Source organism: Streptomyces sp. NEAU-174, from assembly GCF_052665095.1.
In genome coordinates this window covers 1-14,043 of sequence record NZ_JBQTCE010000016.1, presented here as the reverse complement: position 1 = coordinate 14,043, position 14,043 = coordinate 1, and the positions used below count along the sequence as shown (strand labels likewise).

Here is a 14,043-nt window from a genome sequence, read left to right as displayed (position 1 = left end):
TGACGACCCGGTGGAGGTCGTCGAGGCGGGCGGCGCGCGGCGTCATGAGGCGGCTCCTCGGTACAGGGACGGGGTGTCGACGAGCGAGCCAGCGAACCGGGGCACGGCGCGGATCAGTTCACGGGTGTACGGGTGCTCGGGGGCGTCGATGACTCGCGTCGTCGGGCCGGTCTCGACGACCCGACCGTCCTTCATGACGGCCACCTCGTCGCAGAGCTGGCGCACGACCGCGAGGTTGTGGCTGATGAAGAGCACGGTGAGGTCGAGCTCCTGTTGCGCCTTGCGGAGCAGGTTGAGCACGGTGCCTTGCACCGAGACGTCGAGGGCGGAGGTGATCTCGTCGGCCAGCAGGACCCGGGGCGACGCGGCGAGCGCCCGCGCGATCGCGACGCGTTGCCGCTGCCCGCCCGAGAGCTGCGAGGGCAGGTCGTTGGCGCGGGCCGGGTCGAGCTCGACGGTTTCCAGCAACCTGACGACCTCCGCGCGACGCCCAGCGCGACCTCGTACGGTGCGCTCACGTCCTTGCTGATCTCGCTGTGCGAACCCGCGCACCTCGAGAGCCTCGTCGACGGACGCACCCACCGTCATGCGCGGGTCGAGCGAGGAGCTCGCGTCCTGGAAGATCATCTGCACGTCGCGCCGCGCGGCGGCGATACGGCCCCGGGCGCGCACGACGTCTGTGCCGCCGACCAGGATGCGACCCGCGTACGGCTCGTGGAGACCCACGACGGCCCGCGCCAGAGTCGACTTGCCGGACCCGGACTCGCCGACCAGGCCGACGGTCCGGCCGCTTGCGACGGTCAGGCTGACGTCGCGCACGGCGTCGTGGGCAGACGACCCGCTGCCGTAGCGGACATGGACGTTCTCAAGGACCAGGTCGGTCACGATCGGCTCCTCACGGGCTCGGTCGGGAACTCCACGTCCTCGGCGATCGTCGCGAACTCCGTGCCGGGCTCGGCCTCGAGGTGCGGGACGGCCTCCACGAGGGCGCGGGTGTAGGGGTGCTGGGCGCAACCTGCGGCGAGTTCCTCGGCACTGAGGTCCTCGACTATCGCGCCCCGGTACATCACGAGGACGCGCGTGCAGAACGACGAGACCAGTGCGATGTCGTGCGACACCAACAGCAACGCCGTGCCGTTGACCTCGTTGATCTCGGAGAGCAGGCTCATGACCTCGCGCTGCACCGTGACGTCCAGCGCGGTCGTGGGCTCGTCGGCGATCAGCAGCGCGGGCTTGCTCATCAGGCCCATCGCCATCATCGTGCGCTGCCGCATGCCGCCGGAGAACTCATGCGGGTAGCGGCGCGCGCGCCGCGCCGCGTCGGGGATCCGTACGGCGTTGAGACGGTCGATCGCCCGGTCGTGCGCGTCCTTGCGGCGGAGCCCCCCGTGCAGCAGACCGACCTCAGCAACCTGCGTGCCGACGTGCACGGCCGGGTTGAGCGACGTCGACGGGTCCTGGAACACGAACGCCATGCGCGTGCCCAGGTGCTGCGCCAGGCTGGTGGACATCCGGTCCGAGACCCGGCCGTCGACTGCGAGCTCGGTTCCGTCGAAATGCACCGACGACGCCGTGACCTTCAGGGGCGCCTCGAGCAGCGCCGCGACGGCCATACACGTCAGCGACTTGCCGGAGCCCGACTCTCCGACGACACCGACGATCTCTCCTCGACCCACGTCGAAGCTCACGCCGCGGACCGGCGTGGCCCAGGTGGTGCCACCAGGCGTGCTGACCCGCAGGTCTCGCACCCGCAGGACGGGGTCATCGGTGACGTGCAGCGGCACGACGGCGTCGGTCGATGAAGCTGGATGGCGCCGCAGCCGGCGCGCGGGCGGGTGCAGGCCGAACGCCCGTGAAAGGTTCTCGCCCAGGAGCGCGAACGTGACGCCCGCGAAGACGATCGCGGCGGCCAGCCCGAGCGAGGGGGCTGCGTTGACATAGATGCCGTCGAGGCTCTCGTTGAGCATCCGCCCCCAGTCGTAACGCGGCGCCTGCACTCCGAGGCCGAGGAACGACAGACCCGTCGCGGCGACGAGCGCCGTGCCCGCACTGATGCTCGCATTGACGATGAGCGGGTCACGCACGTTCGGCAGCACGTGGCGCGTCAGGATCCGGAATCGTCCGACCCCGAGAATCCGGGCCGCGGCGACGAAGTCACGTCCCGCGACCGAAGAGCCCAGTGTCTGCGTCAGGCGCGCAAAGGCCGGCGCCATCGCCAGGCCGATCGCCACGGTCACGCTGACCGCGCCGACCCCCAGGACGATCGACACCACGATCGCGAGGAGCAGTGCCGGGAAGGCCAGCGTCACCCCGAGGACGCCGTTAACCGTCCGGGCCATCCAACGCGGGGCGACGGTCGGCAGGAGGCCCAGGGCGACGCCGACCGATACTCCGATGAGTGTTGCGAGGATCGCTGTCACAACCGAAAGTTGGGTCGCACTCAGGAGCTGTGCGAGAACGTCGTGACCGCCGGCGTCGGTTCCGAGCAGATGCTCCGCACTGGGCTTGGCCGAGAGCTGGGTCAGGTCGGCAACCGCGGCTGTGCCGCCCCAGATCATAGGGCCGAAGATCGCGAAGAACGCGAGCGCTACGAGGGCCAGCGACGTAACGATCCCGAGGGGCGATCGGAGAGCCACGAGCACGGTGTGCCGCGAGGCCAGCGAGCCGGCAACGTCACTGGTGGAGGGGGGGATAGAGGTTGTCGCCATTCTCAGGTGTCCTTGAGTGCTGAGCGAGGGTCTAGGCAGACCAGGGCGATGTCGATGATGAGGTTGGCAACGAGCACGATCAGGCCGTACACGATGACGATTCCCTGTGCGAGCGGGAAGTCCTTGCTTCTCACGGCGTCCACGATCGTCAGCCCGAGACCCGGCCACGAAAAGATGGTCTCAATCAGCACAGTGCCCGCCACCAAGGAGGCGAGAACGATCCCTGCGATCGTCAGTGAGGAGGTCATGAGGTTCGGCAGCGCGTGACGAAAGTAGAGGCGACGCCGTGGCATCCGCTTCGAACGAGCGGTACGCATGTAATCCTGTTGGAATACCGTCAATGCCTCGACTCGGACGATTCTGGAGACCGCAGCCGCGGTACCGATCGACAACGCCAATACCGGTAGTACGTACGAGCTCGGTCCCGCGCGTCCCGCAACGGGAAGTACGTGGCTCTGAACCGCGAAGAGATACACGAGTGCGACACCTGTGAGAAATTCGGGGATGACGGCGAGCAGTCCGCTCATCGTGGTGTACGCCACGTCGAGGAATTGCCGTCGGCCACCCCTGGTGAACGCGGCAGCCAGGATCCCGAGCGGCACAGAAACCAGCAGCACGACCGCCAAGGACAAGAACGTGAGTTCTAGAGTTGCTGGCAAGCGTTGTTCGATAACCGTCGTGACTGGCAAGTGCAGCGAGAACGAATCTCCGAGATCCCAGGTAAGCAGACCCTTCCAGAAGTCCAAGTACTGCATCCACAGGGGATCGTTCAGGCCCAAGCTCTCACGTTGCCTCTCGACGACCGCCGCAGTCGCATTGATTCCAAGCGCATTTCGGACTGGATCTCCAGGGATCAACCGGATCATCAAGAAGGCAACCGTCACCAGGGCAACCACCGAATAGGCGAGCCGTGCGAGCCGTCGCAGGATGAAGGCGCCCAGGTGCCTTCCCCCAGCTCGGCCGACTCTCGATGTTGTTGCCTGAGGCGCGAAGTCGTCCGTCGGCAGGGCGCGAATCGGATCAGTAGTCACGTCAGGCTCACTTCAGCATACGGATGGCAGAGCCAGGAAGAACGCCGCCTACCGGCGGATAGAGCGCGGTGGCCCCATTGAAGTACATGGGGTATGGCGTAACGGATACGGGAACAAGGTCAGCACTCGCCATCAGCGCCTTCTCCGCATTTTCCCAACCCTTGCACGCGTCGTCACCAGTCAGACGAGCCGCTGCAGATACACGACTGTTGTAATCCTTGTTGTCGATCGACGCGAAGTTGGTCCCCGCGGGTGCCGCCGGGCCCGACAGGTATTGCGGGTAGATCGCCGGCGTTCCGGTTTGCAGGTTGAGTCCGAGCGTTGCCGACCAGCCCGACGGGTCTTTGGCTGCAAATGTCTTGCTGATGACGTAGTTCTCGTCGCCACCATCGAGCTTCACCTTGGCCCCAGCGGCCTCCCATTGCTTCGCGACGTATTCGGCCCCAGCGGTCCCCGTGTCCGTGCTGTTGTCGTATACCAGCGTGATCGTCGGGGACGCACCCGCCGCGTGCATAGCGCGATTGGCTGCGTCCGGGTCATAGGCAGGCAGATTCCCGGAAACAGAGTCGTAGGTGCACAAGCTTGGGTGCTCGGAGAGAAGCGAGGTCGCGCGTTCACCCGTGCCGCCAGTGACGATCTTTGTGAGGGTACCGAGGTCGATCGCCTGGGTCAGCGCTCGTCGTACGTCGACGTCAGCTGTCGGGAGCCCCTGGTAGTGGTTGTAGATGATCATCCCGGACATGGCCGGTGATGGGAGTGACTTGAGAGCAGTCAGGCGCGCCTCATCCTTTCCGCTCACCATGGCCGCGTTGAGTCCGCCGGAGAGCAGGAGGTTCGCTCGGGTCGACGGACTTGGCGCGATCTTGATCTTGACGGTCTTGGGCATCCCGGGCGTCTCGGAGGTGCTGTGCTCCGGCCCCCACGTGTATCCGGCCCTCCTGGTCAGGATGATCGAATCGCCGGCCACCACGTGGTCAATGACGAACGGTCCCGTTCCATCACTGCCGGACGTCAGGATCTTCGGGTTCTTCAGGCCGTGTTCGCACACCATCTGCTGACCCCCAAGGTTGTTCAGCATGAACGGCCGCGGCTTTGAGGTGGTGACGGTGAGGACATTCCCCTTGGCGCTTGCCTTGGCGTCGGACGGCACGACCGATTCGAGACGCGGCGACTTGTGTGCTGGGTCCACGATCCAATTGAGGTTGTCCGCCGCCGTTTGCGCGGTGAAAGGAGTGCCGTCAGCGCACGTGATGTTGTTGCGAAGCGTGTAGGTGACCTTGGTCGGACTCTCGGTCCAGCTCTGTGCAAGGAAAGGCGATAGCTTGCCCGTCTTGGGATCGACCGAGAGGAGGCTGTCATAGGAGTACGCACCAGCGATCTGCGCATTGACGAGGTTGGTGACCAGCGGGTTCAGGTCACCAGGATCCGAGTCGACCGCGACGGTGAAGGTGGCGTCAGTCGCGAACCCGCCCCCAGACGACGCGTCCGAGCCGCTGCAGGCCGCAAGGCCCGACGTGGCCGCGAGAAGAATGGGGAGAGCAAGAATGCGCTTGTTCACGGAGGCCGCCCCTTTTGACGTGATGTGGATCGGGTCACATCCTCGATCGTCGGTCCGCGCCGCTCATCGGACGTTCGTCCAATCCCTGACCTGTACTCCTGGACGAGCGCACGAACCACCGGGTGGCGAGTGTGGCGCGACAGGCTCAGGCCGGTCGCGACCACGCTTCCAGACGCAACTGCAGCAGCAGGCCGAAGCGCGTGTCGGGGTCACCGAGGTCGACGTCGGCGATCGCCTCGACCCGCTCCAGGCGATACCGGAACGTGTTCTTGTGAACGTGGACCTCGCGCGCCGCAGCGGTCACGTTGCCGAAGTGCTCAAGCCAGGCGCGCAGGGTCGCGACGAGCTCGGTCTCGTGGCCCGCGTCGTACGCGCGCAGCGCCACGAGCGGTCCGCCGAGCTCGACGCCGTCGGCGGCGAGGGAGTCGCCGATCCTCAGCATCAGGGCCTCGACCTGCACCTCGGCGGAGCGGGCGACCCGTCGCTCCTCGTGCGGCCGGGCGCGCAGAACCCGCAATGTGGCCTCGGCGTCGCGGCGCGAGGCCGACAGGTCACGCACGTCGGCGACGACCCCGCCGATCCCGGCGCAGAATTCGGTCGAGGTGTCGAGCCGCCCGACGAACTCGGTCGCATGCTGCTGCACTGCCGTGAGCGTGCGCTCGTCGGCGGCTCGGAGCGGGACGACCGCGTGCACGAGTCCGCCGATCGGCACCGCAACCGCCCGCGGATACACCGACCGCAGGTGCATCCGCAGGGCCGCAGCGGCGCGCTGGGTGTCCGAAACCGTGCGGATCTCGTCGTCGTCCACCAGGGGACCCAACACGAGGACGCATGCGGGCGAGGTCTCGAACCCGAGTTGTTGGGCGGCCTCAAATGCCTCCGAGCCTCCATCAAGGAGCTGCGACCCAAGCGACTCGGCCACCCGCTGGGCGGCGTCGGCGCTGACCCGCGCCCGCAGTATCGCGAGGGCCACGAGCTGGGCGGCCTCGACCATGACCTGCTCGCGCCCGGCGTCGAACGGCTCGGGCGTCACGGCCCAGATCGAGCCGAGCACCTCGTCGCCGGCCTGGATCCGCATCGCGACCCGCGGCATCGTGCCGGGCGCAGGCTCAGCCAGGAAGATCGGCCGCTCGGACCCGTAGATGACCGGGAAGACGCCCTGCGTGCGCTGGTAAGCGCTGTACATCTCGGGAACCTGCAGACCCAGGATCGTGAGGCGGCGCGGTTCATCGGTACCGACCTGGTCGGCCGAGAACGCGACGACGCGCGACGACCGGTCCTCGATCGTCACGGGAGCCCCGATCAGCGTCGACAGGGAGTCGGCCAACGTGAACAGGTCCCTGGCGGAGTCGCCGCCGTACTCCGGACCCTCCGGACCCAGGTTGAGCGCGCCGCTCAGCAGCGTCGCGACCTGCACCCACGACGCCCCCCGGACGAGGCTGAAGACCGAGACGTTCCCCTCTTCGGCGACCTCGGCCACCTCGCGCCCCACGGTCAGCGGCTCGCGGACGATGAGCGCCGCGGCGCCGGCGTCACCCGCCGCCTGCACGAGGTCGGCAAGGTCGCGGTCTGTGGCGACCGCCACGGCGAGCACGATCGCGTCCCGCGTGATATCCGGGGGGTCCAGCGGGTCGTACAGCACGACTGTTGACACGGTGCGCGTGGCTTGGTGCTTGCCGGCCTCGAGCGTCAGCAGGGTCGACCCCAGGCGCTCGGTCAGCCGTCCCAGAGGCGTCGTGAAGACAGGGATGGGCATGGGTCGACAGTACAGCCGGGAGGAGTAGATTTCGGTCGATCGCACTATCAGACAACCTTCTCACGAGCGCAGAATGGCGGGGCCCAGCACGACGAGCACAGGAGCCAGCGGTGAAGGTGTACATCTCGGTCGACATGGAGGGCGTCGCGGGCATCGCGACCCTCGACCAGATCGTCCGCGGCGGCTCCGGGTATCCCCGCGCCCAGGAGCTCATGACTCAGGAGGCCAATGCAGCGATAGCGGGCGCCTTCGAGGGCGGCGCGACCAGCGTGGTGGTCAACGACTCGCACGGCACGATGGACAACCTGCTGCACGACCGGCTCGACCCACGTGCCCGGCTCGTGTTCGGCGCCCCGAAGGCGCAGTGCATGGCGGAGGGCCTGACCGACGACTGCGCCGTCGCCCTGTTCGTGGGGTATCACGCGCCGGCCGGCGCTCCGGGGGTCCTGGCTCACACGTTCTCGGCCTACTTCGGCGAGGTGCGGGTCGACGGCGCCCGGGTCTCCGAGGCCGAGGTCAACGGGCTCTACGCGGCCTCGCTCGGCGTGCCCGTCGGTCTCGTGACAGGCGACGACGTTATCGGCGCGATCGCGTCCGACGTGTTCGCAGGAGCGACCGTCGTGACGGTCAAGGAGGCTCACGGCTTCTCGGCGACCGACACGGTCGCGCCGAGCGTCGCGCTCGGCCTCGTGCGCGAGGGTGCCGCCCATGCCGTCGCGGGCGCCGCCTCGTTGCCGCGCCCTGCCGCGGGCACTCCCTTGAGGCTCGAGGTCGACATGCCTTCGCCCGTGGCCGCAGAGCTCAGCGCCTGTATCCCTGGCTGCACCCGTACGGCCGACCGCACGGTCGCGGCGGTCCTCGAGAGCGCGGAGGACGTGTTGGGGCTCATCACGGTGCTCTACGAGCTCGCACTGAGCAGCGAACGCGCACGACAAGCGATCACGAACCGTCGCTGACCAGGTCGAGAACCAGCGCAGCCAACAGCTCGGCGCGCGGCGTGATCCACGCGACCTCGGCATGCTCGTCGCGGGCGTGTGCGCCACCTCCCACCGCCCCGAGTCCGTCGAGCGTCGGGACGCCGGCACCAGCCGTAATGTTGCCGTCGGAGGCCCCGCCAACCGCCATGCTCGTGAGCAGCGGCTGGCCGAGGTCTGCGGCCAGCCGGGCCGCCCGCGCGAACAGGTCGCCCGACGCCGCCGCTTCGAGAGGCGGGCGGTTGATGCCGCCGTGCACCACGACGATCGCCTCGGCGACACCGACGCCCAGTGCTCGGACCGCAGTATCGACCCGCTCCTGCTCGGCGACCGTGCGGGCTCTGACGTCGACCGCGACCGTCGCCCGGGCGGGCACGGTGTTGGCCGCCGTACCGGACGCCATGAGCGTGGGCGTAACGGTGGTGCCGACAGCGGGATCAGCCAGGTCGGCCAGCGCAAGGACGAGCTCCGCCACACCGAGTGTCGCGTTGACGCCGCGCTCGGGTTCCAGGCCGCTGTGCGCCGCCCGGCCGAGCACCTCGAGCTCGTAGAGCGACACGCCTTTTCGCTGGGTCTTCAGCGCACCGCCCGGACCGGCGGCCTCGAGTACCAAGGCGGCCCTACAGCCGGAAGCCTCGGTCTCGATCAGGCCGCGTGACGTGGTCGATCCGATCTCCTCGTCGCCCGTCACGAGCACGGTGACCCGGTCGAGCACCGTGTCACCGTGTCTGGCACGGAGCAGCGCCAGCGCGTGGACGACCTGTACGACACCGACGAGCATGTCGAAGCACCCCGGCCCGCGGACGACCCCGTCCTCGACGGAGAACGGCAGATCCGCCAGGGTGCCGATCGGCCAGACAGTGTCGTGGTGGCCGAGCAGCAGGACCTGGCTGTCGCAGCCTCGCAGTACAACGTGGTCGACCCCGTCGACCCGCACGATCTCGGGGCGTCGACCCAGCCGCCGCTCCACGACGTCGGCCACGACCCGGGCCGAACGGGCCACCGCGTCGCGGTCCGTCGAGGGTGACTCGACCTGGACGAGCCGCTCCAGGTCGGCGAGGAACTTATGGAGGTCCACGGCCGGGACCCCGGAAGGCTGGCCCAGTGCAGCGGACGGGACCGAATCAGAAGTAGGTGCGGACGGCATCGATCACCTCGTACTTGTCGGTGACGACCGGGACCAGCCGCCACTTGTCGAACGTCGTGCAGGGGTGGGAGACGCCGAGGCACACGAGATCGCCGACCTCGAGCGAGGCGTCCTCCGAGACGGCCACCATCGCGTGCTGGTCGTTGACGGCAGTGACCCGCAGGTCGTCGACAGGCCGGGTGTGCCCGTCGCGCCGGACCGCGACGGGCAGCGGGAGGTCGGCGTCGGTGGAGACGTCGCGGCGACCGGCGCCCAGGATCGCGAGTGCCGGCTCTGGGCGTGACAGCACCTCGGCCCACACCTCAAGCGCCGGCAGCGGCGCCGGGTCGTGCCCAACAAACGGCGACGTGCGCGCATAAAGACCGTGGTCGTGCGTCAGATAGCAGCCGCTGCGCAGCATCACCTCGACCCGATCGCCGCTCCAGAGCTCCCGGAACCGTGCGACGACTAGGTCGAAGTACGAGCTGCCGCCGAACGACACGACGGCACCGCTCCCAGGCAGCAGCTGGCGGTCGATCAACTCGCGGACGACTGTCGCGGACCAGTCGAGGAAGTCGGCAGCGCGATCGCGGCGCTCGACGAGGTCGGCGCCAGGTACCAGGCCCTCGAAGCCCTCGATCCCGACGAGTTCCACCCCGTCGGCGTCGCGAACCGCCTGCGCGATTCGCAGGGCGTCGTCTGTTGACCGCACGCCGCTGCGGCCGCCGGCGTAGCCGAGCTCGACCAGCACGGGCTGGGGCCGGAGGTCGGCCGCGTCGGGGCTCACGCGGTCGATCAGGAGGGCGACCGCCTCGACGGAGTCGACCAGCAGCAGTACCTCGAGGTCCGGGTCGGCCCGCCTCAGGGCGGCGATGTAAGCGAGGTCGGCCGGACCGACGACGGGATTGGCTACCAGGACCCGTCGCACCCCCGCGGTGATGAACACCTTCGCCTGCTGGACGTTGGCGACCGTGATGCCCCAGGCGCCAGTGGCGAGCTGGCGCTGGACGAGCGCCGGACTCATCGTGGTCTTCGCGTGTGGCGCAATCAGTACGTCGTGGCGTGTGCAGTAGTCCCGCATCAGCGCGAGGTTGCGCTCGATGGCTGTTTCCCGCAGGGCCACGACCGGTAGGTGGAAGTCGCCGTCGAGAAGGCGCCAGCCCTGCGCGCCGACCTCTGTGAGCGGCACATCGCGGTCAGGGAACGCCCGGTCGCGCCATGTCACCCGTTCGTCGGTCAATGCCCGTCTCCTCATCGTCGCCGCGTCGTCGCGGCCCTGAGCCACACGCGTTCAGTCTCGCGTGAATCGTTGTCGGCTGGTCCGTGCGGGCGACCGAACCCATCGGGCCTGATTCGGTCATCCGTCCGAGTCGGGCAGGCATCGGATCAGTGGACCGTGATCATCCAGCAGTGGATGACCACGGCGCGGCCGTACTGCACGTCGAGCGGCCGGCGACGGATAGCGATGGCCGGCGGACCCATCACGTCGTTGGTCGAGCCGACCTCTCCGCCTTCCCGCCGCAGGAGGTCCATGCGCTCACGAGTGCGGGCCGTGCCGCACGGGTGTGGGTGCCGGATATTACGTCCGTGCAGGTCGCGCTGTCGGTGAGCTTGGAAAAAGGTCAACGCGATCGCTTCTCTCCTCCCCTGGGCCAGGACCGGGCGTAGCCCATCCGCACCGACCGCGAGAGGCTTGACTGTGCTGCTGCGACTCCTCTATCTCACCGTGTCAACGGTGTTCACGTTCGTACGGCGCGTGCCGATGAGCGATCGCGAGAAAGATCTGGAGATCCTGGCGCTGCGTCACCAAGTCGCCGTGTTGCAGCGCACGGTAGACCGCTCGCAGCTGACCTGGCCCGACCGGGCACTCCTCGCGGCCCTGCTACACCGCTTCCCACGAGCACGGCTCCGCCGACTCCGCCTGATCGTCTCTCCGGACACTCTCCTGCGCTGGCACCGCGAGTTACTCCGCCACCGCCGCGCAAAACCCTCCCGTCCCAAACGCCGCGGCCGACCCCGTACCGCCGCTCCATCCGGATCCTGGTTCTGCGCCTCGTACGGGAAAGTCCAAGCTGGGGCTACCGGCACGTGCAGGGCGACCTGGTCGTCTGCCGAGGGGTTGGCAGACCGAGCATCACCGGTCCGCCCTTGGTGGTCGTGTCGATCTGACTGATCTTGGACTGGGCGCCGGCGAGGCTTCGCCGGCGTATCCGGCTGGCACGGCCCGGACTTGGACGTCATCTGGAACCTCGCACTCGCACACCAAGCCTGCAACAGCACAAAGAGCGACCGGCTCCCCACCCCCGAAGAACTCCACCGCCTCGCCCAGCGCAACGAGGCGATCATGCACTCCCCCCACCCGCTCAGGAAAACCCTCCAGCTCAGCCTCCGCAGCATGCGGCACAGCAGCAACCTCCCGGCGTACTGGCCGCACTTCCTGCGCCAGGTCCAAACCGCCTGCGATTAAGCACCGCCCGCGCCCGTCAATCCAACCGCGGGTCAGATGCCACCCAGACTGTCAGTCCCCCCGGTGCCATCCAGGCCGGATACATCAACGACACGACGCTTCCACCCAACGACACCGCACTCGTGCGACACGTAGGTAAGCAGTGCTCGTCGATCACCATGTCAAGCGCACACACCGGTGTCGCATCCTCGCTCGCTTGGCACACCTTTTTCTTCTGGCTAGGCCCCGCGAACAGGCTCGCTACGGCGCTCCAGAGCCGGCTACGGCGCTCGCGCCCTGGGAGTGCCCTATCTGCCGGCAGACGCAAAGGGGCTTTACTCCCCCTTGGCGCTGGCCGTCCGCGGCGACCAGGACGCCCGCACACGGCCTGCCTGCGGAAACCGCCCCGGAAAGATCACCCGCAGTCCCCCGTTCCCCTGTCGCATGGGGAGCGCGACTCCGTGCTCCCACCCCGGAAAGGGGGTCGGGAGCCGACAAGGGCCCTCATGCCTCTTGATGCAGGGAGCATCCGAATCGATGGGGTGATCGCAGGAGCCTACGCTTGACGATGGCGCACAAGTTCTTCGTGCGGCGCTGTAGGTGTACCGGATCGGGTGACGGACGAATCGGGCACCGTTGACACGTCTGCGAGTTGGGAGCACGAGGGCTCCCACTTGCTCCCAGCCCAGACACGACAAAGGCCGCCCCCGCTACCCGCGGAAATGGCCTCCGACCTGCGAAAACGCTGGTCGGGACGACAGGATTTGAACCTGCGACCCCTAATGGGGCACTACGAACCCGTAGGCCGTCCGGTGTGGTGGCGGCGGTCGGAGCCGGGGAAGCCGTATGCGACCCCAGGGACCAGATCCCTTGGTCAAGACTCGGCCCTCGGCCCCGTCCATCGCCACCACCCCGCGAGCACGCAACCAGACCGATGATCCGATCGTTGGTGTTCGTGGTCCAAGCCCCTCGCGGGAACCACCTCTCACGACGCCTGGAACCTGTGAGTTCCGGCCCAGACCGAGGGACCCGCGGGCAGCTGGGGTCACGAACGACTGATCGGATGCCGGGCCATCGAGCCCTTCCATTAGGGAGACGCGTGCCCCCGCACGACTGCGACCAGCAGCAACACGCAACCCGACCGAGAGGACACGCACAACACCATGACCATGAAAGTGTTCTGTGGGATCGACTGGGCCAGCGACCACCACGACGTCGCCCTGGTCGACCAGGACGGAGCCCTGTTAGCCCGGGCGCGCATCGGCGACGACGCCGCCGGCCTGCACCAACTCCTCGACCTGCTCACCACGCACGGAGACACCGAAGATGCTCCGATTCCGGTGGCGATCGAGACCTCCCGCGGCCTGCTGGTGGCCTGCCTCCGCGCCACGCAACGCCCCGTCTACGCCATCAACCCGATGGCCGCCGCCCGCTACCGCGACCGGCACACGGTCGCCCGCAAGAAGTCCGACCACCTCGACGCCATGGTCCTGGCCAACATCCTGCGCACCGACGCCGCAGCCCACCGCCCCCTCCCCCACGACAGCGAGCTCACTCAGGCCATCACCATCCTGGCCCGAGCCCAGCAAGACGCCGTCTGGGACCGCACCCAAGCCGGCAACAAACTCCGCTCCCACCTGCACGCCTACTTCCCCGGATTCCTCACCGCCACCCAACCACTGCGCGACGGCCTCAGCTCCCCCATCGCCCGCACGCTTCTGGCCGCTGCCCCCACCCCAGCCCAAGCAGCCAAACTCACCCGCACCCAGCTGCGCACACTCCTTGCCAAGGCCGGCCGCAAGCGCGGAATCGACACCGAAGCCCACCGCCTCCACACCGCTCTCCGCGCCCCACAGATGAGACAACTCCCCCTGGTCGAACAGGCCATGGGACGCCAGACCACCGCCCTGCTACGCCAGCTCGACGCAGCCTGCACCAGCGCCGACGACCTCGCCCAAGCAGCGGTTGCATCTTTTGACACACACCCGGACGCCGAGATCATCACCAGCTTCCCAGGGCTCGGCTCACTCACCGGCGCCCGGGTACTCGCCGAGATCGGCGACGACCGATCCCGCTTCACCGACGCGAAAGGCCTCAAAGCCTTCGCCGGAGCCGCACCCATCACCCGGGCATCCGGAAGAAACGTCGCCGTCCTCGCCCGCCGGGTCAAGAACCAGCGCCTGGCCTCGGCCGGCTACGTCTGGGCCTTCTCCGCCCTGACCGCCTCACCCGGCGCCCGAGCCCACTACGACCGCCGACGCAAGGCCAAAGACCGCCACACCGCCGCCCAACGCAACCTCTTCAACCGACTGCTCGGATGCCTCCATCACTGCCTGACCCACAACATCCGCTACAACGAAGCAACCGCATTCCCCGCACCGACAAACCCCCGTCCCGAAGCCGCCGCTTGACAGATCATCCGCATCGGATGTCTTGACCCCCAG

11 protein-coding genes are annotated in these 14,043 nt (G+C 68.1%); 3 read left to right on the top strand and 8 right to left on the bottom strand.

The genetic code is table 11. The features are described from left to right. Nucleotides 1-42 precede the first annotated feature (42 nt). From ACT2CW_RS36850 to ACT2CW_RS36830, 5 genes are all read right to left on the bottom strand, one after another. Nucleotides 43-885, bottom strand: coding sequence for an ABC transporter ATP-binding protein (locus ACT2CW_RS36850; RefSeq protein ID WP_445519712.1), 843 nt, complete (start codon nt 883-885; stop codon nt 43-45). Next, a complete protein-coding gene (locus tag ACT2CW_RS36845; protein WP_445519711.1) occupies nt 882-2,708 on the bottom strand; it encodes a dipeptide/oligopeptide/nickel ABC transporter permease/ATP-binding protein in 1,827 nt (608 codons plus the stop codon). Before ACT2CW_RS36845 ends, ACT2CW_RS36850 begins: the two co-directional genes overlap by 4 nt. A 2-nt stretch (nt 2,709-2,710) precedes the next feature. Continuing rightward, nucleotides 2,711-3,739 carry an ABC transporter permease gene (locus ACT2CW_RS36840; protein ID WP_445519710.1) on the bottom strand — a complete coding sequence of 343 codons (1,029 nt, stop codon included), beginning with the start codon at nt 3,737-3,739 and terminating at the stop codon, nt 2,711-2,713. Nucleotides 3,740-3,746: 7 nt separating this feature from the next. Continuing rightward, nucleotides 3,747-5,297, bottom strand: a complete 1,551-nt coding sequence (locus ACT2CW_RS36835) for an ABC transporter substrate-binding protein (RefSeq protein WP_445519709.1) — start codon at nt 5,295-5,297, stop codon at nt 3,747-3,749. A gap of 145 nt (nt 5,298-5,442) precedes the next feature. Further along, nucleotides 5,443-7,053, bottom strand: a complete 1,611-nt coding sequence (locus ACT2CW_RS36830) for a PucR family transcriptional regulator (RefSeq protein ID WP_445519708.1) — start codon at nt 7,051-7,053, stop codon at nt 5,443-5,445. Nucleotides 7,054-7,163: 110 nt separating this feature from the next. Between ACT2CW_RS36830 and ACT2CW_RS36825 the strand changes: the two genes are divergently transcribed. Continuing rightward, nucleotides 7,164-8,009 (top strand): M55 family metallopeptidase, encoded by an 846-nt coding sequence (locus tag ACT2CW_RS36825; RefSeq protein ID WP_445519707.1) that lies wholly within the window; start codon nt 7,164-7,166, stop codon nt 8,007-8,009. Here ACT2CW_RS36825 and ACT2CW_RS36820 read toward each other — a convergent pair. The 3 genes from ACT2CW_RS36820 to ACT2CW_RS36810 all read right to left on the bottom strand — a co-directional run bounded on the left by ACT2CW_RS36820 (nt 7,993) and on the right by ACT2CW_RS36810 (nt 10,686). Then, the gene (locus tag ACT2CW_RS36820; RefSeq protein WP_385217139.1) at nt 7,993-9,105 is read right to left on the bottom strand and encodes a M20/M25/M40 family metallo-hydrolase; all 1,113 of its coding nucleotides are present in this window, start codon (nt 9,103-9,105) and stop codon (nt 7,993-7,995) included. The genes ACT2CW_RS36825 and ACT2CW_RS36820 overlap by 17 nt on opposite strands. 46 nt (nt 9,106-9,151) lie before the next feature. After that, on the bottom strand, nt 9,152-10,393 hold the full coding sequence (locus ACT2CW_RS36815) for an alanine racemase (protein ID WP_445519706.1): 1,242 nt from the start codon (nt 10,391-10,393) through the stop codon (nt 9,152-9,154). Between the two features lie 146 nt (nt 10,394-10,539). Then, nucleotides 10,540-10,686, bottom strand: a complete 147-nt coding sequence (locus tag ACT2CW_RS36810; RefSeq protein WP_445519705.1) for a hypothetical protein — start codon at nt 10,684-10,686, stop codon at nt 10,540-10,542. Between the two features lie 697 nt (nt 10,687-11,383). Between ACT2CW_RS36810 and ACT2CW_RS36805 the strand changes: the two genes are divergently transcribed. Together ACT2CW_RS36805 and ACT2CW_RS36800 are read left to right on the top strand one after the other, a co-directional pair. Continuing rightward, nucleotides 11,384-11,620, top strand: coding sequence for a hypothetical protein (locus ACT2CW_RS36805; RefSeq protein ID WP_445519704.1), 237 nt, complete (start codon nt 11,384-11,386; stop codon nt 11,618-11,620). A 1,148-nt stretch (nt 11,621-12,768) separates the two neighbouring features. Next, nucleotides 12,769-14,010: an IS110 family transposase gene (locus ACT2CW_RS36800; protein ID WP_445519886.1), complete on the top strand. Its 1,242-nt coding sequence runs from the start codon at nt 12,769-12,771 to the stop codon at nt 14,008-14,010. The last annotated feature ends 33 nt before the right edge of the window (nt 14,011-14,043 follow it).

Excerpts from the sequence above, each read along its gene's own strand:
- ACT2CW_RS36845 (WP_445519711.1), bottom strand. The coding sequence starts at position 2,708 with ATGGCGACAACCTCTATCCCCCCCTCCACCAGTGACGTTGCCGGCTCG.
- ACT2CW_RS36810 (WP_445519705.1), bottom strand. The coding sequence starts at position 10,686 with ATGGACCTCCTGCGGCGGGAAGGCGGAGAGGTCGGCTCGACCAACGAC.
- ACT2CW_RS36830 (WP_445519708.1), bottom strand. The coding sequence starts at position 7,053 with ATGCCCATCCCTGTCTTCACGACGCCTCTGGGACGGCTGACCGAGCGC.
- ACT2CW_RS36800 (WP_445519886.1), top strand. The coding sequence starts at position 12,769 with ATGAAAGTGTTCTGTGGGATCGACTGGGCCAGCGACCACCACGACGTC.